Here is a 17,113-nt window from a genome sequence, read left to right on the forward strand (position 1 = left end):
ATCAGTTTGGTCGGTTCGTGCTGGCGGCGACGCCTGTTCGAGCAAAAGATTACACGGCGCTGCCCTCGGCTCGGCTTGCCGGGCTGCCGTGCCAGGGCCTCTCCGGGCTACGAATGGGGAGGGAGCCAAGAGGCCGGAGAGGAGAAACAACGTTGTCTTCATGCCTGTTGACTGATCTCAAGTCTGGATCAAAGTGCGGAAACGGTGTCAGGCGATCGCCTTGACCGCGTTGCAGTAGATGCTGGCGGGACGGGCGAGGCCGTAATGCTCGCGCAGGGTCGTGCCGGTGTAGTCCTCTCGGAACAAGCCGCGCTTGCGCAGGATCGGGACGACCTCTTCGGCGAAAACATCGAAGCCGCCGGGCAACCAGGGCGGCATGACGTTGAAACCGTCGGCCGCTCCCCCCTCGAACCAGGTCTGGATGTTGTCGGCGATCTTCTCGGGTGTTCCGGCAATGACCCAGTGGCCGCGCGCGCCGGCGAGGCGCTGCACCAGTTGGCGGATCGTCGGCTTTTCGCGATCGACAATGTCGACCACGAGCTTAAAGCGGCTGGCGACGCCGCGCGCGCTCTTGGTGTCGATCAGGTGGCGAGGGACGGGCCCGTCGAGATCATAGCCGGTGAGATCGAGGCCGATCATCTGGCGCAGCTGAGTTAGGGAATATTCCGGCTGGATCAGCGCGTTGAACTCGTCCTGGAGGCGATCCGCCTCGGTCTGCGTACTGCCGATGAAGGGGCTGATGCCGGGCAGGATCTTGATCTCATCGGGCCCACGGTCGAAAGCGCGGGCCTGGCGCTTTATATCCGCATAGAAAGCCTTGCCAGAGTCCAGGGTCTGGTGCGCGGTAAAGATCGCCTCCGCGAACCGGGCGGCGAAGGCGCGGCCATCATCTGAGGCGCCGGCCTGTACATAGACCGGCCGCCCCTGCGGCGTGCGCGAGATGTTCAGCGGGCCGCGAACGCGAAAATACTTGCCGACATGGTCGAGTGTGTGGATCTTGCTGGTATCGGCGAAGATGCCCGAGATGGGGTCGTTGACCAGCGCGTCGTCCTCCCAGCTATCCCAGAGCCGCGAGATCACGTCGAGATATTCGCGGGCGCGCTCGTAGCGTTCGTGATGCGGGGGGTGTTCGGGTAATCCAAAATTCTGCGCCGCTTGCGGCGCGCTGGTCGTGACGATGTTCCAGCCGGCGCGGCCCTGGCTCAGATGGTCAAGCGAGGCGAACAGGCGCGCGAGATTGTAAGGCTCAGTATAGGTCGTCGACGCGGTTGCGATCAGACCGATGCGCTTCGTCACCGCTGCAATCGCGGCCAGCCAGGTGATCGGCTCGAAACGAAAACGCTGGGCGTAGCGGACGTTGTCGGCCAGCGCCGGCCCGTCGGCGAAGAAGATGGCGTCGAACTTGCTGGCCTCGGCGCGCTGCGCCAGCTCCTGGTAATAGGTGATGTCGAGAATGCGCTCCGCCGACGATCCCTTGTAGCGCCATGCGGCTTCGTGGTGGCCGCCAGGATAGATGAAGAGATTGAGAACAAGTTGCCTTTGGTTGCTCATGGTTCGAATGTCCGGGTGCGATTGCCGTGGGGAGAGGGGGAGCGGCTAGGGAACGGAAGGGATATTTCGCGCTCCCGGCTTTCGCGCGAATACGAAACGCAGGTATCGCTCCAGGCGGAGACCTTCTGGGGTGCGCTTTGCCTCGACCAGCGCAGCAAAGGCTTCGTCGATCACTGCCCGTTCCGCCGGGGAAAAGCCGCCGAGGAAGTTGCCGAATGCGCTAGCTTCGGACCATCCGAGCACCGAATCGACGTCACTGTGCAGATCGATAAGTGAACGAAGATCGCTTCGGTAGTCGACGAAACCGGTCTCGGTGATCAGCGCTTTGAGCTCGTCGTCGGTTGCTCCGAACGCGCGATGCGACTCACCGCTTCTCTCGCCGAATCCAGCCTGTTCGATCGCCCGGCGAAGCAAGGTTCGCGACTCGTGAGGTTTGGTCGGGTCCTGAACGTTCAGCCCGACCCGGCCGCCCGGTTTGAGGACACGTTCGATCTCGCCCAGCGCCTGCCGCTTGTCCGCGATCCAGTGGAAGACGCTGTTCAGGTAGACGGCGTCGAATTCCGCAGGTCCAAAGCGCGATAGGTCCTCAGCGCGGCCGACGTCGAAGGTCAGCGTCTTCGATGCGCGGAGGCGTGCGATGGCAATTCGGTTCTCCAGCGGATCGATGCCAATCACGCGGCCGTCGGGGCCGACAAGCCCCGCGACGAATTCGGTAAGGCGGCCGGTGCCGGCGCCGATATCGAGTACGCGATCCCCGGACTTCAGTGCCAGCGGACCGACGAGGAATTTACCGTGATGAAACTGAAGGATGCCGGCCTGCTCGTAGGTGCGTGCAAGCTCGGGCGTGTCCCGTTCAAGGCTGATGACGCCGGGGTTCGACATCGTGCTTTCCAACCTTTCCAACGAGCCGTTGATACGGCTTGATCGAGACGAACTCTATGTTGCCGGAGAGAGAGATGTCGATGAAATGGATTTGCGTTGTTCTGTACGATGCGAGCATGAATCTAGCGGCACGAGTGTCTGAAATAGATGATGTCACAAACCGATCGTCGCAGTTGCAAGCCGCCGGAGCGGCCCGAACGATTGCCCCGTTCTCTTGGCTCGCGGCACTGACGACGCAAATCTTTCAAAAGGCTGTAGCCTCGCGGTTGGTTCGTTGTTTGAGCTGACAAACAAAACCGATTCCATTTCATTGACTGAGTGTCGTTCGCTTTTACGATTTGATCGCATCTGATGCTGATAAATCCGGGTGTAACATGGTTCAGTCTGATATCGACGCCGCGGCTCGCGAGACCTTGCGTCTGATCGGTCCCGATCCGCAGAACTGGGTCCCGGATCGTCAGGGGACTGATCACAACGTTGCAATCATCGGGGGCGGGCAATCCGGAAGCACTTTCGCCTTTGCATTGCGTCGTGCCGGCATCGGCAAAGTTACGGTGATCGATGCCGCCAGCGACGCTGCCTCGTCCGGCCCATGGTTGAGCAGCGCGCGCATGCACAAGCTGCGCACGCCGAAAAGCTTGCCGGGACCCGAACTCGGCTTACCCGGGCTGAGTTTCCAGGCCTGGTATGAAGCCCGCCATGGGGCGGCCGCATATGAAGCGATCGATCGTATTCCTCGCCTGGATTGGGCCGCCTACCTCGATTGGTATCGCAAGACACTCGGCATTGAGGTGCGCTACCGGACGAAGCTTCTCCGTATCGAGCCAGTGCAGGACCATCTGAGGCTTCATCTCGACGTGGCGGGCGAGGCGAGGACGGAAACCGCCCGCAAGATCATCCTGGCCAGCGGTTTTCCCAGCAACGGCGGTCCATCCGTTCCCGACGTCCTCTCGCACAATCTGCCCAAGGAGCTTTATGCGCACACGTTGGAGGCGATCGATTTCGAGAAACTGCAGGGCAAGTCGGTCGGGGTTCTGGGCAGTGCGGCCTCCGCGTTCGATGCCGCGGCGGTTGCGCTGGAGGCCGGGGCAAGGGAAGTGCATCTATTCGCGCGCCGCGACAAGGTCGCCTCGGAGCCCGTGATCAGGACGCGCGGATACCCGGGTGCATACGACAATTACGGGGCGCTTCCGGACGCGCTGCGCTGGCATCAGGCCATCCGCTTCCGTCGCGCCGGATCAACGCCGCCGCCCGACGCCATCGCGCGCGCGGTCAAGTTCCCGAGCTTCCACCTTCATCTGGCGGCGCCGTGGGCCTCAGCCAAGCCGTTCGGGCGACGGCTGCTTGCAGCCACGCCGCAGGGCGATATTGCACTCGATTTCGTCATCGCGGGGACGGGCTACCAGGTCGATCTCGCGAAGCGGCCGGAGCTCGCCACCTTCTCCGATGAGATCCTGCTATGGCGCGACCGCTTTTCGCCGGCAGCGTACGAGCAGGATGATGCCCTAGGCGCACACCCTTATCTCGGCGCGGGTCATGAATTCCTGGAAAAAGAGCCCGGCCGCGCGCCCTACTTGCGGAACATCCACGTTTTCAACCCCGCGGCGTTCGTGAGCTTCGGCCTGCCGATCGGAGACGTGCCGAGCTTCAAGCGCGATATTCCAGGTGTCGTCGCGCAGATCAGCAGGGATCTCTTCCTTGACGACCTTCCGGCGCATGAGGCGCGAATCAATGGGTCCATCGCCGACGACTTCGAGCCGGCGCTGTATGCGTCGGCCGTCTGGCGTTCGCCGAACACCATCGCGGCGGAATAGAGGAGAGTGCAAGTAGCAACTGGACACGCCATGACCGTGGATGCGTCTGTTTCCTGCTTGCCTCCAACTTTGGAAGCTATTTCCGAAGTCCTTGAGTTAGCATCATGTGGCCGAACAAGAGGCTGCATTGGTGCAGCCTCTTCGGGAAGATCCGCCAGACGCGATCACCGTCAGAGCAGACGACAGTTCGCAAGAGGATCGATCACGACATCACCTGTTCTCTCTCCGCCATCGCTTTCTGCGATCGGCGAATGGCGGAGCCTTGTCCAAATGGGATCGCAGTCTTGGGGAAGATGACATGACGGACGCAAGCACCATCGACAACGTCATTCCACGCGCCGATATCGTCAAGCGCTCGGCACGGATCGGCGCGGAGATCAGGAACATCAAGCTCTCCGGCAATCTGCCGGACCAGACGATAGGGGCGATCAACCAGGTGCTGCTCGAGCATAAAGTCATCTTTTTCCGCGACCAGGGCCACCTGGATGATGCCGGCCAGGAGCGCTTTGCTCACCGGCTGGGCAAGCTGGTGCCGCATCCGACCGTCGGCGCCACCAAGGGTACCGCATCGATCCTGGAACTGGACTCCGCGCGGGGCGGCGGCCGCGCCGACCAGTGGCATACCGACGTCACCTTCGTCGATGCTTATCCCAAGATCTCGGTCCTGCGTGGGGTCGTAATCCCGGAGTTCGGCGGCGACACGATCTGGTCGAACACGGCGGCAGCGTATCTCGACCTGCCAGCTCCCCTCCGCAGGCTCGCGGACGAACTCTGGGCGGTGCACAGCAATGCCTATGATTATGCGGTCAAGACCCGCGCGACCGAGGCCGACCGGAAGCAATTCGAAGAAGTCTTCACGGCGACGGTCTACGAGACCGAGCATCCGGTCGTCCGCGTTCATCCCGAAACCGGCGAGCGCACGCTGGTGCTCGGCAATTTCGTCCAGCGCTTCGTCGGCTTACCGAAATATGACAGCCAGAAGCTGTTCGACCTCTTCCAGTCGCACATCACCGCGCCGGAGAACACCGTGCGTTGGAACTGGCGGCAAGGAGATGTGGTGATCTGGGACAACCGGGCCACCCAGCACTATGCCGTCAACGACTACGGCGACGCCCACCGTGTGGTCCGGCGTGCCACCATCGACGGCGAGGTGCCGGTCAGCATCGACGGCCGCAAGAGCGTGACACGCATCAAGGCGACCAAGCCGCAGGCGAAAGCCGCTTGAAGCGAGCCAGGGAGCAAGCACAATGAGAATCGTCTCTTCCCCCTCGCGTCGCCTGGCCGCTGGCTTACGTGCAAAGGTCCGACAGCTAGCTCTGGCCGGCCTCGCGCTGGCCGGCCTGCTCGGAAGCGCTGTGGCCGAACCGCAGCTCGAGAAGACCGAAATCCGCTATCAGGGCTGGGCTGGCCAGGTGACGTTCGTCGAGCTGGCCGACGACCTCGGCTATCTCGCGCCGCTCAAGCTCAAATGGATCGGCAACACGATCAGCGGTCCGCAGGACATCCAGACCGTCGTCACCGGTGACGTCGACATCGGCGGCGCGTTCTATGGCGCGATCATCAAGTTGATCGCTGCCAAGGCGCCGATCAAGGCGGTGGTCGGCTATTACGGATCGGACGACAACACCTACAACGGCTACTACGTGAAGGAGGACAGCCCGATCCGGACCGCGCGGGATCTGATCGGCAAGAAGGTCGCGGTCAACACGCTCGGTGCGCACCTCGAATTCGTGTTGCGGGAGTACCTCGCCCGCAACGGCTTGACGCCGGCCGAGGCCAAGCAGGTGACGCTGGTCGCGATGCCGCCGGTCACCGGCGAACAGGCGTTGCGGCAAGGCCAGGTCGAGGTGACCACGCTGAACGGCGTGCTGCGCGACAAGGCGCTCGAACGCGGCGGCATCCGCAGGCTGTTTGCCGATACGGATCTGTTCGGAAACTTCACCGGCGGTTCCTACGTGCTGCGGGACAAGTTCATCAAGGACAATCCCAACACCTCACGCAAGCTGATCGAGGGCGTGTCGCGCGCCATCGCCTGGACGCAAACGACCCCGCCGGAGGAGGTCCGCGCCCGCTTCGAGCGCGTCATCGCCGAGCGCAAGCGCAACGAGGACGCAACGCCCATCAAATACTGGAAGAGCACGGGTGTTGCGAGTAAGGGCGGGGTGATTGGCGATGCCGAGCTTCAGGTGTGGATCGACTGGCTGGTCAAGGATGGCCTCTTGAAGCAGGACCAGCTCAAGCCCTCCGATCTCTACACCAACGAGTTCAACTATTTCCGCCCGGACAGGACCGCGGAGGCAAAATGACAACGGCCAAGATCCGCTTCGAGCATGTCCGGAAGGAGTTTTGGGTCCGTGGCAAGGATGGTGGGCCGCCGCAGCGCTTTACCGCGCTGGACGACATCACGCTGGATGTTCGTGCCGGCGAATTCCTGGCACTCGTCGGACCGAGTGGCTGTGGCAAGTCGACCTTGTTGGATCTGCTCGGCGGCCTCGCGACGCCGAGCAGCGGCCGCATTCTGCTCGATGGCAAGCCTATCGAGGGACCGGCACGCGATCGCGGCATCGTGTTCCAGCAATATGCGTTGTTTCCCTGGCGCACGGCCGCGCAGAATGTCGAGTTCGGGCTCGACATTGCGGGGCTTAAGGCACGGGAGCGGCGGCAGAGGGCGCTGCATTATCTCGATCTGGTCGGGCTGGCGGGCTTCGCCGACCGCTATCCGCACGAGCTCTCCGGCGGCATGAAGCAGCGGGTCGCGATTGCCCGCAGCCTCGCCTACGATCCGGAGGTCCTGCTGATGGACGAGCCGTTCGCAGCGCTCGATGCGCAGACGCGCGAGACGCTGCAGGGCGAGCTCTTGCGGATCTGGCGCCGCACGGGAAAGACCATCCTTTTCATCACCCACGGAATCGACGAAGCCGTGGTCCTTGGTCAGCGCGTGGCGGTGATGACCTCGCGCCCCGGCCGCATCAAGCAAGTCATCGATATTCCCGATGAGCTGCACACCGAGACCGAGGACGTCCGCTCGCTGCCCGAATTCGGGCGGGTGCGGCATGACGTGTGGTCCTTGCTGCGCGACGAGGTCTTGAAGGCGCAGGGATCGCAACTGCCCGCCGCGGCTGAAGGCGGGCTCGTCACCAAGGCGAAGGAATTGGCGCATGTCTAATCTGGAGATCCTGACGCTGCTCGAGCTTGCGGAGGGGCGCCCGAAGGATCGGGCCGCGCAGCGTACCGGCGCGGTTGCGACTGAAATCGGCGGCCTGGTGCGGCGGTTCGGCGCCATCGGACAGCGATCGCTCTTGTTGGTGCTGTTCCTGGCGATCTGGGAAGCCGTGCCGCGGCTCGGCCTGGTCGACGTGACCTTCCTGCCGCCGTTCTCCGAGGTGATCGGCGCCGGATGGCAGCTCGCACAGACTGGAGAGCTTTACGACGACGTCGGCGCCAGCCTGTTGCGGGCTCTGAGTGGGTTCCTGATCGCCGTCGCCCTGGTGGTACCATTGGGCCTGTTGACCGGGTGGTATGCTCGGCTCGGCGACGTCCTCAACCAGATCATTGAGATCGCACGCAATACGGCCCCGCTGGCGCTGCTGCCGGTCTTCATTTTGTTGCTGGGGATCGGCGAGCTCTCGAAGGTCACCATGGTGGTCTATAGCTGCGCCTGGCCGCTGCTGCTCAACACGATCGCGGCGGTCCGACAGGTCGATCCGCTCTTGATCAAGTCGGCGCGGACGATGGGAGCGACGCCGACCCAATTGTTCCGGAAGGTGATCCTGCCGGCGTCGCTCCCGACGATCTTCGTTGGCATCCGCCTCGCCAGCGCCTCCGCGATGCTGGTGCTGGTCGCTTCCGAAATGGTAGGCGCGAAATCCGGGCTCGGCTATCTCATCATCAACAGCCAGTACAGTTTCCTGATCCCACAGATGTATTTCGGTATCCTTGGAATCACCGTGATCGGCCTGGTCTTCAACGCCATCCTCGAGGCTCTGGAGCGCCGCCTGATGCGGTGGAAGGCGCCGGCTGCCTAGCCCTGCTTGTTGCGGGCGGTCGCCTGCGTCACGATGCTGTTCCTCGGCACGTCCTGGGTCAGCCAGACATTGCCGCCGATCGTCGAGCCCCGGCCGATCGTGATCCGGCCGAGGATGGTCGCGCCGGCATAGATCACGACGCCGTCCTCCACGATCGGATGCCGTGCATCGCCCTTGATCAGATTGCCCTCATCGTCGGTCGGGAAATGACGCGCGCCGAGTGTGACGGCCTGATAGATGCGGACGTTATCGCCAATGATGGCGGTCTCGCCGATGACCACGCCGGTGCCGTGGTCGATAAAGAAGCCCGAGCCGATGCTGGCGCCGGGATGAATGTCGATCCCGGTCCGGGTGTGCGCGATCGCGGCGATCAAACGCGCCACAAGCTTGGCACCCAGGCCGTGCAGGATATGGGCGAGGCGGTGGTGGATGACCGCGGTCATGCCGGGATAGCCGATCAGGATCTCCGGAAAATTCCTGGCGGCGGGATCGCCGACGAAGGCGGCCTTGAGATCGTTGATGAGAAGGCCGCGCACGGAAGGAAGTCGCGAGGCGAAGGTTCGCGTCAGTTCGACCGCGTCCTCACGCCGGAAGCCGGCGCTGAGCTCGTCGCCGATGAAGAGAGCGCCGCGATGGATCTCGTCGCACAACGAGTCCAGGGCGACACTGAGGGTATTTCCGACGAAATAGTCGATATTCTCGCCATCGAGCTCGGAGCGGCCGTAATGCCGTGGAAACAGCGCTGTGGTAAGGCCGTTGAGGAGCGCCTCCAACGCCTCGCGCGAGGGGGCTTGCCGCGCCTCGCCGTCCCTGCGAATGCTGTGGGTCTCCTCCCGAGAGACGCGCAGCTCCGCGACAATCCGGTCGAGCTGCCATCGCCTCTGTGTCGAGTGCGGCGCGGTGTGACCAAGAGCGGCCGGTGAAATCTCGCGTTTCATGCTGCCTCGCTTCGCGATGCCGGAGGTCGAGCGGCGGCAGGATCGTCGCTACCTGACATGCGCCAGGGGGATGCTGATCTCGGCGAGCAGATCCAGATCGACGTCCTGCTTGATCTCGATGTATTGGCCGTTCCAGTATACCAGCCCCGAGAGCTGGGGCGACAGTTCGAAGCTTAAGATGCTGCCGACGATAATGCCGTGCGAATGTCGTTCGATGATCTCCTCCACCTGACACTCGACCGTCGCCAGTGAGTTGCCGAGCAGGGGAACGCCCGACGCCCCGGGCGTCCAGGATACACCTTCATAGCGCTGCGCACCTTTCAGCCTGCCATTGCTGAACCGGTTCGCCAGCTCCTGCTGGTCGGATCCGAGGATGTTGACGCCAAACACCCGATGCCGCTCGATCGGAGCGAATGAGGAGGCCTGTCGGTTGACGCTGACCAGCAGGCGGGGCGGACTGGCGCTCAGCGACGTCAGCGACGTGACAGTCATTCCCGTGATGTCTTCGTCACGCCCGGCGGTGATGATGCTCACGCCACCGGCGAGACGACGCATCACCGCACGGAACTGGTGTTCGATCTGATTGCTGTCAGTGACGAGATGGATGTCCGACTTTGCCATATTTGTCTCTCCGTGCGTCAGGCCATCGAATGCCGACTCGTTCCTGCTTAGAAGAAGCCCTTCGCCGGCAATGGCGTGCCGTTGATTTCGTGTTCTCCGATCGAACGCGCCTTGTAGGTCGTCGGGTTGTGCGATGACAGCGTCCGCGCATTGCGCCAGTGACGATCGAAGTTTGTGACCTTCTTGGTGGCCGAGGCGCCCCCGACATCGAACAGCAGGCTGCCGCCGCGGATGGCGAAATTGTCGGCGATGATCTTGGCTTTGGCCGAGAGCAGTGCGGCCGTGTGCGCCGCGTCTGTTGCGTTAGGCGCGCCGGCATCGAAGGCGTCGGTTGCGATGTCCAGCGCCTCGGCGGCCGCCAGCACGACCGTCTCGGCCGCAAAAGCGCCGCTGGCGATCTGGCCGATCGTCTGCTGGAGAAGCGGATCTTCAGTCGGGATCTCGGTGGGTGCGAAGTAGAACGTGCGCTTGCGCGAGCGGACTAGCGCAGTTGCATCGCGCAGGGTTGCGCGAGCGATGCCAGCGACAATCGCAGTGAGGAAAAGCTGGGCAAACGTGTTGGAGTACGGCACGCCGTAGCCGGTATCGGGCGCGTCGAAGACGACTTCCTGGCGGTTGACCTTGACGTTACGGAAGTGCGTCGTGCCGGTTGCCGTGAGCCGCTGCCCGAGTCCATCCCAATCGTCGACCAGCTCGATTCCCTCGCGCTTGATCGGAACAATTGTTGCGCCGGTCGCGCCGGATGGATCAGCCGCGCGCACCAGCACATAGTCCGAATACAGCGTGCCGGTGCTGTAATATTTGGTGCCGTTCAGAAAATAATCGCCCTTGCCGTCGGGCGTGAACGTCGTCCCCGGTGTCACATTGCCGACGCGCGGGCTTTCAAGCTCGGTCGTCGCAAGCCCGATGATGGCGCCCTGGCCGACCGCCCTCTGCCATTGCCGGCTCTGCTCGTCCCTGGGCTTGCGTACCAGGCGCTCGACCACGCTGAAATGGTTGCGCAGGATATGCGCGACATTGGCGTCGGCCTCGCCTAGGCGGATGACGAAAGCGAAGAGATCGCGGATCGTGCTGCCGGCGCCGCCGGCCTCCACCGGGAGCCGCAGCGCGCCGAGGCGAGCCCGGCGAATGAGATCAATGACCTCGAACGGCAGGACGCGGTCGCGCTCGCGGCTACTTTCCCCCTCGGCAATCTGGTTGAGCAGGGCCTCGAGTTCCGGAGAGCCGGTCTTGAGCGGCTCCGACGGCGTCAGGGAGGGCGTGGATACGGTCTTGTTCATTGTCTTGACCTGCTGGAGCGTTCTCAAAGCTGGGCGAGATGATCGGTCACCTTGACTGGCTCGGGCAGAACCTTGCGGGCGACGAGCCAGTCGGCGGCCTTTTGCAGCTCGCTGACGAACTGCTCATCCTTGACCGCGAAGTAGCGATATTGGCGCTTCAGGGCGATGAACTGGTCGCGGAGCTCATCGCTGTACTTGCCAGCCTTCTGCGCGATGTATTCGGCGTCCTTGGCGTTCTGCGAGGCCCATTGTCCTTCGGCACGGAACGCATCGTTCACGGCCCGCACCAGCGAGGGATTGTCCGTCGCGAATTTACGAGTGGTCAGGTAGGACGTGTAGTCGATCTGAAATTCGAGATCGCGGCCTTCCAGGAAGATGTCGTGCGCCTTGTATTCAAGCCGCGCGATATCGACGCCGGGGCTCCACATCGACCAGGCGTCGACCTTGCCGGAGGCAAGTGCCGGCGCAGCATCGGGCGGATTGAGATAGATGAACTTTACCGCAGAACGGTCAACCTTGTGCTTCTCAAGCGCGGCAACCAGCAAGAATTCGCCGAGGCCTGAGCGGTTGACCGCGACTGACTTTCCGACGAGGTCCTCGACCTTGTCGATACCGGAGCCGTCCTTGGCGATGATCGCTGTGGTCCGCGGCTCGTAGACTACGAACTGGGTGAACACCAGCGGCGAGCCGGCGATGATGGCGGCGAGCGCCGGGGTCGTGCTGCCGCCGAAGCTGAAGTCGGCGCTGCCGCCAGTGACGGCCTGCAATGTCGGGGCATGGTTCGGGAAGGGCCCGAGCCATTCGACCTTGATCCCATCCTTGGCCAGCGCCTTCTCGAACTCGCCGCGCTCCTTGGCGATCAGGTTGAGGCCCCCGAGGCCCCAGGTCAGGCGGACTGTATCGGTGGTGCGGCCAGGCGCGGCGTCGGCGAACTCGCCGATATTCATGCTGGCGAGCGCGCCAATGCCGAAAGCTGCGGAGCCGAGAAAGCTGCGCCGGGATGGTTTGGCGGAGGGAAAGTCTGACATATTTGCCTTCCGGATAACTTAGTTAGGAGAATGGGAGACCACGCCAAGCTCGCCGAGGAGCTCGGCGCGTGAGATGGAAGTCGAACCATCGCTGCGATGCTCGAAGGCGATCGCGCCGTCGCGCATCACGAGGATGCGATCGGCCAAGGCGATCGCCTCGTCGACATCATGGGTGACGAGCAGGACGCCGGGTTGATGGTTGGCAACGAGTTCGCGGACGAGCTCGTGCATGCGGATGCGGGTCAGCGCATCCAGTGCCGCAAACGGCTCGTCGAGCAGCAGGAGCTCGGGCTGCTGCACCAGCGCGCGGGCGAGGGCGACGCGCTGGGCTTGCCCGCCGGAGAGATTGCGGGGCCAGTCTTCGAGCCTATCGCCGAGGCCGACTTCGGTCAGCGCTTCGGCGGCACGCTCGCGAGGATTCGGAACCTGCAAGCCAAGCGCCACGTTGCGCCAGAGATTGTCCCAGGGCAGGAGCCGATGCTCCTGAAACACCACTGCCGGCCGCCGGGGTGCCACGATCCGCCCACCCTGGATGGGATCGAGACCGGCAAGCGCCCGCAACAGCGTCGTCTTGCCGCAACCGCTCTCGCCGAGCAGGACGACAAATTCGCCACGCTCGATACGCAGGTTCAGCTTCTCGATGACGACGCGACTGCTGTAGCTACGGACGAGGTTGCTAACGACGACGGCGGGTCCAGATTCGGATGGCTGGGCGGGGAGCGCAGCGACATGCGCGTTCATCGCGCCGCTCCGTAGTTCGGATGCCAGGCGAGCAGGCGCTGTTCGAGGAAGCGGGCAATGGCGTCGGCCGCGACGCCGATGAGCGCGTAGATCACGATCGTAAGGACGATCACGTCGGTGCGCAGGAACTCGCGCGCATCCATCGCGAGAAAGCCGATCCCCGACTGTGCGCCGATGGTCTCAGCTACCACCAGCGCCAGCCACGCCGTGGCAAGAGCATAGCGTACGCCGGTCAGGATCGACGGCAGCGCGCCGGGCAGGATGATGCGGCTTATCAGTTGAATCGAATTCAGGCCCTGGACCCGTCCGAGCTCGAGCAGCTTCGGGTCGACCTGACGGATGCCGAGGACGGTGTTGATGTAGATCGGAAACGTGACGCCGAGCGCGACAAGGAAGATCTTCTCTGCTTCGCCGACGCCCAGCCAGACAATGACCAGGGGAAGTGAAGCGAGGAAAGGGATGGCCCGGATCATCTGGATGCTGCGGTCGATTGCGGCTTCCGCGATCCGCGAGAAGCCGACAAGGACGCCGAGCGTGGCGCCGACGGCCGCGCCGATCGCAAAACCCGCCACGGCGCGCAGCAGGCTGACGCTGAGATCGTTCAACAGGCTCCCAGTGACTGCAAGCTTGAACGCCGTTCGGACAACCTTGGTCGGTGCGGGCAGCACCTGTGGGGAGAGCCATCCCACCTGCGCAAGCGTTTCCCAGATGAGGACCAGCAGAACGGGCGCAATCCAGGACAGGAGTTGAAGGCCGCGGGCGCCAAGCTTGGTTGCTGGCGCGAGCGACTTAATGCTCCGCGATGACGGGGCGTTATCCGGACCGATCGTCGTGCCGTCGATTTGGCTCAGTTCGATATTGCTCAAGGCGTGAGACCTCGTTCCACCGCCTGCATCTGATGCAGGAGGTGCGGCGCCAACGACGTGTCGTTCGCCAAAAATGTCCCACGAAATCGCGCCGACAGAAATAGAGCGGTATTTCAATTGTCGTTCGCTCCGGAGCGATCTGCTGCCGTCACGGCACCGGTGCGCGACAAAGAACATCTTTTTGAGGTGCATCTGCTTGATCTTGCGTCAACCCTCGGCGAGAACGCGTACCGATCGATGGTATGGTGAGAGAAAGTTGCGGGAGAGCACGATGGCGATTGCACCCATTCGTTTCGGCATCTGGGCGCTGGTGCATGGGCCGCGCGCCGCGCACCATGACCCGGAGGAGCCCTATGATGCGTCATGGGAGCGTAATCGCGATCTGGTGCTCACAGCCGAAGAGCTCGGCTATGATTCTACGCTGATCGCTCAACATACGATCAATCCACATCAGGAAGACCTCGATCAGCTTGAGGCCTGGAGTGCCGCGGCGGCGATCGCGGCGCTGACCAAGCGCATCGAGATCATCGCCGCGATCAAACCTTATCTCTACCATCCCGTCGTGCTGGCAAAGCTTGCACTCGGCATCGAGAACATTAGCCGCGGCCGATTTGCAATCAACCTCGTCAATGCTTGGAACCGCCCGGAATTGGAGAAGGCGGGGATCGGCTTTCCGGACCATGACGCTCGCTACGCTTATGGCAAGGAGTGGATCTCCGTCGTTGCCCGCCTGATGGAGGGCGAACGCCTCAACTACAGCGGCGAGCACTTCAAAGTTACCGACTATGCGCTGCGTCCGACGAGTCTGTACCGCAAGCGCCCGGTCATCTATGTCGGCGGAGAATCCGAGCCCGCGCGAGATCTGGTGGCAGGCGATGGCGACGTCTGGTTCATCAATGGTCAACCGCTGGAGGATGTGGCCGGCCTGATCGCCAATGTTGCCGCGCGCCCGCGCGGTGCGGCCCCGCCGCTCCGTTTCGGCCTGTCCGCCTTTGTCGTCGCACGCAAAACCAGGGAGCAGGCACAAGCCGCCTACGAGCGACTGCTTAGCCTCGCTGCAAAAGATGCGCCGATGAAGGCGATCCAGAAGAAGAATACCGACCCGAAGGTCGTGATGATGCAGACCATGCAGAAGACGCCGCGCGTCGGCAGCAATGGCGGCACGGCAGCGGGACTGGTCGGGAGCTATGATGAGGTCGCAGCGCGTATCGAGGCCTTCCATGCGGCCGGCATCGAGCTCTTCATGCTGCAATTCCAGCCGTTCGAAGCGGAGATGCGGCGATTTGCGCTCGAGGTGATTCCGCGCGTGCGGGCGAAGCAATCGACCGCGCCTGCCGAGAGGCTGGCCCAGTCCCTAGGATAGATCGCTGCGGCGTCCGGCGCCCGATTTGCATAGGGGCTCGCCGATTGCGGCAGACCAAAGTGATCGCAGAGCGGCGGGCCTATGTATTCGGTCCGGAACAGACCGCGCTTCTGAAGGATGGCGTGACGGCGTCGACGAAGCCTGCCGTCAATTGCGAGAGACATCCTATCCGCGCGACCACTTCTACCATTCTGCGCAGCTGAGTTTGTTTCCATTTCGACGAACGGTCGGAAAAAATCGAATTGCCAAATCGCTGTGACGCAGCACGCGCATCGCTATTTTCAGAGCCCGCTCGACAGCTGGGCAATCCAACCGCATCATTTTCGTCGACAAGCATGGCTTGCCGCGCATAGAGCGTGCTCTAGAGATCGAAGGAGTTGCAGATGGCCTGGGAGACCCGGAATTTCGAAACGCTGGCGCTTCACGGCGGATCGTATCGGACTGATCCTGCCACAGGCGCAGTGGCGGTTCCGATCTACCAGACCACATCGTTCCAATTCGAGAACACCGATCACGCGTCCCGCCTGTTCGCGCTCGAGCAGCTCGGCCCAATCTACACCCGCATCGGTAATCCGACCCAAGAGGCCTTTGAAACGCGGCTTGCCGCATTGGAGGGTGGGGCGGCCGCGCTTGCGGTTTCCTCCGGACAAACCGCTTCCGCGTTCGCGATCTTCAATATTGCGCAAGCCGGTGACAATATCGTGTCCTCAACGGACCTCTACGGCGGGACCTGGACGCTGCTCTCGCAGACCTTGAAGCAGTTCGGCATCGAGGTCCGGTTCGTCGATCCCTCCGATCCTGAGAATTTTCGTCGCGCAACCGACGCCAAGACACGCGCCTATTTCGCCGAGACGCTCCCCAATCCCAAGTTGAACGTATTTCCGATCAGGGAGGTTGCCGACATCGGGCGTTCGCTGGGTGTCCCGTTAATCCTCGATAACACCGCCGCGCCTTTGAGCGCGCGCCCGTTTGAGCACGGTGCCGCAGTGGTCGTCTACTCGACGACGAAGTATATCGGTGGCCACGGGACCGCGATCGGTGGTGCCATCGTTGACGGCGGTAACTTCGACTGGGCTGTGCATGCCGAACGCTTCCCGCTTCTGAATAAGCCCGACGAGGCCTACCATGGCGCGATCTGGACGGAGGCCGCGAAGCCGCTCGGCCCGATCGCCTATATCCTTCGAGCCCGCGTCAAGCTATTGCGCGATCTTGGCGCATCGATCGCGCCGCAAAATGCCTTCCAATTCATCCAGGGCCTCGAAACGCTGCCGCTGCGCATCCGGCAGCACAACGAGAACGCCGTCAAGGTCGCAAACTTCCTCGCCAAGCATGCTTCGGTGTCGAACGTCATCTTCCCGGGCTTGCAAAGTGGAGAAAACAAGCGCCGGGCGGACGCGTATCTGAAGGGCGGCTACGGGGCCTTGGTCGGGTTCGAGCTGAAAGGTGGCGTAGAGGCGGGTCGACGTTTCATCGATGCGCTGAAACTGTTCTACCACGTCGCCAATATCGGTGATGCGCGGTCGCTGGCCATTCATCCGGCCTCGACAACGCATCAGCAGCTCACCGCGGACGAGCAACTCGCCGCCGGTGTCACGCCCGGCTATGTGCGCCTATCGGTCGGGATCGAGCACCCCGACGACATCCTGGCGGATCTCAGTCAAGCGCTGAAAGCGGCCGACGCCGGTGCCGGTGCGCGCAAAGCGGCGTGAAATAGATCATCTGAATTGCAATGGACCTGAGACTTTGAGGTTGTCCTTCGCGTCGCCCAACCGCAGGCCTTTGGCTTGGCTCACTGCCGCGACTTTCGCCGACGAGCCTCTGAAAATCGCGACCAGGGCCGGCCCGGTTGGGCAGTTGGCGTCGTTTGCCGCCAAGCTCGCCAAAGAGAAGGAACAGGGTTAAGCTCGTCGAGCTCTCGGACTGGGTCGCCCTGAACGAAGTCGTGAACAGCAGCGATGGCGATGCCAATCTGATTCAGCATGCGACCCTATCTGGCGCGTCAGG

15 protein-coding genes are annotated in these 17,113 nt (G+C 62.8%); 7 read left to right on the top strand and 8 right to left on the bottom strand.

What is annotated here, in order from left to right; all coding sequences use genetic code 11:
* Positions 1-207 precede the first annotated feature (207 nt).
* Together XH85_RS05045 and XH85_RS05050 are read right to left on the bottom strand one after the other, a co-directional pair.
* On the bottom strand, positions 208-1,551 hold the full coding sequence (locus XH85_RS05045; protein ID WP_128931004.1) for an LLM class flavin-dependent oxidoreductase: 1,344 nt from the start codon (positions 1,549-1,551) through the stop codon (positions 208-210).
* Between the two features lie 45 nt (positions 1,552-1,596).
* Positions 1,597-2,433: a class I SAM-dependent methyltransferase gene (locus XH85_RS05050; protein WP_128931005.1), complete on the bottom strand. Its 837-nt coding sequence runs from the start codon at positions 2,431-2,433 to the stop codon at positions 1,597-1,599.
* A 374-nt stretch (positions 2,434-2,807) separates the two neighbouring features.
* On the opposite strand from XH85_RS05050, the gene XH85_RS05055 reads away from it, so the two are divergent.
* From XH85_RS05055 to XH85_RS05075, 5 genes are all read left to right on the top strand, one after another.
* A complete protein-coding gene (locus XH85_RS05055) occupies positions 2,808-4,247 on the top strand; it encodes an FAD-dependent oxidoreductase (protein ID WP_128931006.1) in 1,440 nt (479 codons plus the stop codon).
* Positions 4,248-4,545: 298 nt separating this feature from the next.
* Positions 4,546-5,472 carry a TauD/TfdA dioxygenase family protein gene (locus tag XH85_RS05060; RefSeq protein WP_128931007.1) on the top strand — a complete coding sequence of 309 codons (927 nt, stop codon included), beginning with the start codon at positions 4,546-4,548 and terminating at the stop codon, positions 5,470-5,472.
* Between the two features lie 22 nt (positions 5,473-5,494).
* On the top strand, positions 5,495-6,553 hold the full coding sequence (locus tag XH85_RS05065) for an ABC transporter substrate-binding protein (protein WP_245473888.1): 1,059 nt from the start codon (positions 5,495-5,497) through the stop codon (positions 6,551-6,553).
* Complete coding sequence (locus XH85_RS05070) at positions 6,550-7,413, top strand: ABC transporter ATP-binding protein (protein WP_128931008.1); 864 nt, start codon at positions 6,550-6,552, stop codon at positions 7,411-7,413. Before XH85_RS05065 ends, XH85_RS05070 begins: the two co-directional genes overlap by 4 nt.
* Positions 7,406-8,272 carry an ABC transporter permease gene (locus XH85_RS05075; RefSeq protein ID WP_128931009.1) on the top strand — a complete coding sequence of 289 codons (867 nt, stop codon included), beginning with the start codon at positions 7,406-7,408 and terminating at the stop codon, positions 8,270-8,272. Before XH85_RS05070 ends, XH85_RS05075 begins: the two co-directional genes overlap by 8 nt.
* On the opposite strand, the gene epsC is transcribed toward XH85_RS05075, so the two are convergent.
* The 6 genes from epsC to XH85_RS05105 are packed head-to-tail and all read right to left on the bottom strand — an operon-like array spanning position 8,269 to position 13,674.
* Positions 8,269-9,210, bottom strand: coding sequence for a serine O-acetyltransferase EpsC (gene epsC, locus XH85_RS05080; protein WP_208758085.1), 942 nt, complete (start codon positions 9,208-9,210; stop codon positions 8,269-8,271). The genes XH85_RS05075 and epsC overlap by 4 nt on opposite strands.
* 48 nt (positions 9,211-9,258) lie before the next feature.
* Positions 9,259-9,831 (bottom strand): flavin reductase family protein, encoded by a 573-nt coding sequence (locus tag XH85_RS05085; RefSeq protein WP_128931010.1) that lies wholly within the window; start codon positions 9,829-9,831, stop codon positions 9,259-9,261.
* 47 nt (positions 9,832-9,878) lie between these two features.
* Entirely contained in the window at positions 9,879-11,111 is a 1,233-nt protein-coding gene (locus tag XH85_RS05090; protein ID WP_128931011.1) for an acyl-CoA dehydrogenase family protein, read from the bottom strand.
* A gap of 23 nt (positions 11,112-11,134) precedes the next feature.
* Entirely contained in the window at positions 11,135-12,139 is a 1,005-nt protein-coding gene (locus XH85_RS05095) for an NrtA/SsuA/CpmA family ABC transporter substrate-binding protein (protein ID WP_128931012.1), read from the bottom strand.
* A gap of 18 nt (positions 12,140-12,157) precedes the next feature.
* Positions 12,158-12,880: an ABC transporter ATP-binding protein gene (locus XH85_RS05100; RefSeq protein WP_128931013.1), complete on the bottom strand. Its 723-nt coding sequence runs from the start codon at positions 12,878-12,880 to the stop codon at positions 12,158-12,160.
* Positions 12,877-13,674, bottom strand: coding sequence for an ABC transporter permease subunit (locus tag XH85_RS05105; RefSeq protein ID WP_338025660.1), 798 nt, complete (start codon positions 13,672-13,674; stop codon positions 12,877-12,879). Before XH85_RS05105 ends, XH85_RS05100 begins: the two co-directional genes overlap by 4 nt.
* Before the next feature lie 343 nt (positions 13,675-14,017).
* On the opposite strand from XH85_RS05105, the gene XH85_RS05110 reads away from it, so the two are divergent.
* Positions 14,018-15,109 carry an LLM class flavin-dependent oxidoreductase gene (locus tag XH85_RS05110; protein WP_128931014.1) on the top strand — a complete coding sequence of 364 codons (1,092 nt, stop codon included), beginning with the start codon at positions 14,018-14,020 and terminating at the stop codon, positions 15,107-15,109.
* Between the two features lie 383 nt (positions 15,110-15,492).
* Complete coding sequence (locus XH85_RS05115; RefSeq protein ID WP_128931015.1) at positions 15,493-16,818, top strand: O-acetylhomoserine aminocarboxypropyltransferase/cysteine synthase family protein; 1,326 nt, start codon at positions 15,493-15,495, stop codon at positions 16,816-16,818.
* Positions 16,819-17,113 lie beyond the last annotated feature (295 nt).

It is taken from the genome of Bradyrhizobium zhanjiangense (genome assembly GCF_004114935.1).
Lineage (GTDB): Bacteria > Pseudomonadota > Alphaproteobacteria > Rhizobiales > Xanthobacteraceae > Bradyrhizobium > Bradyrhizobium zhanjiangense.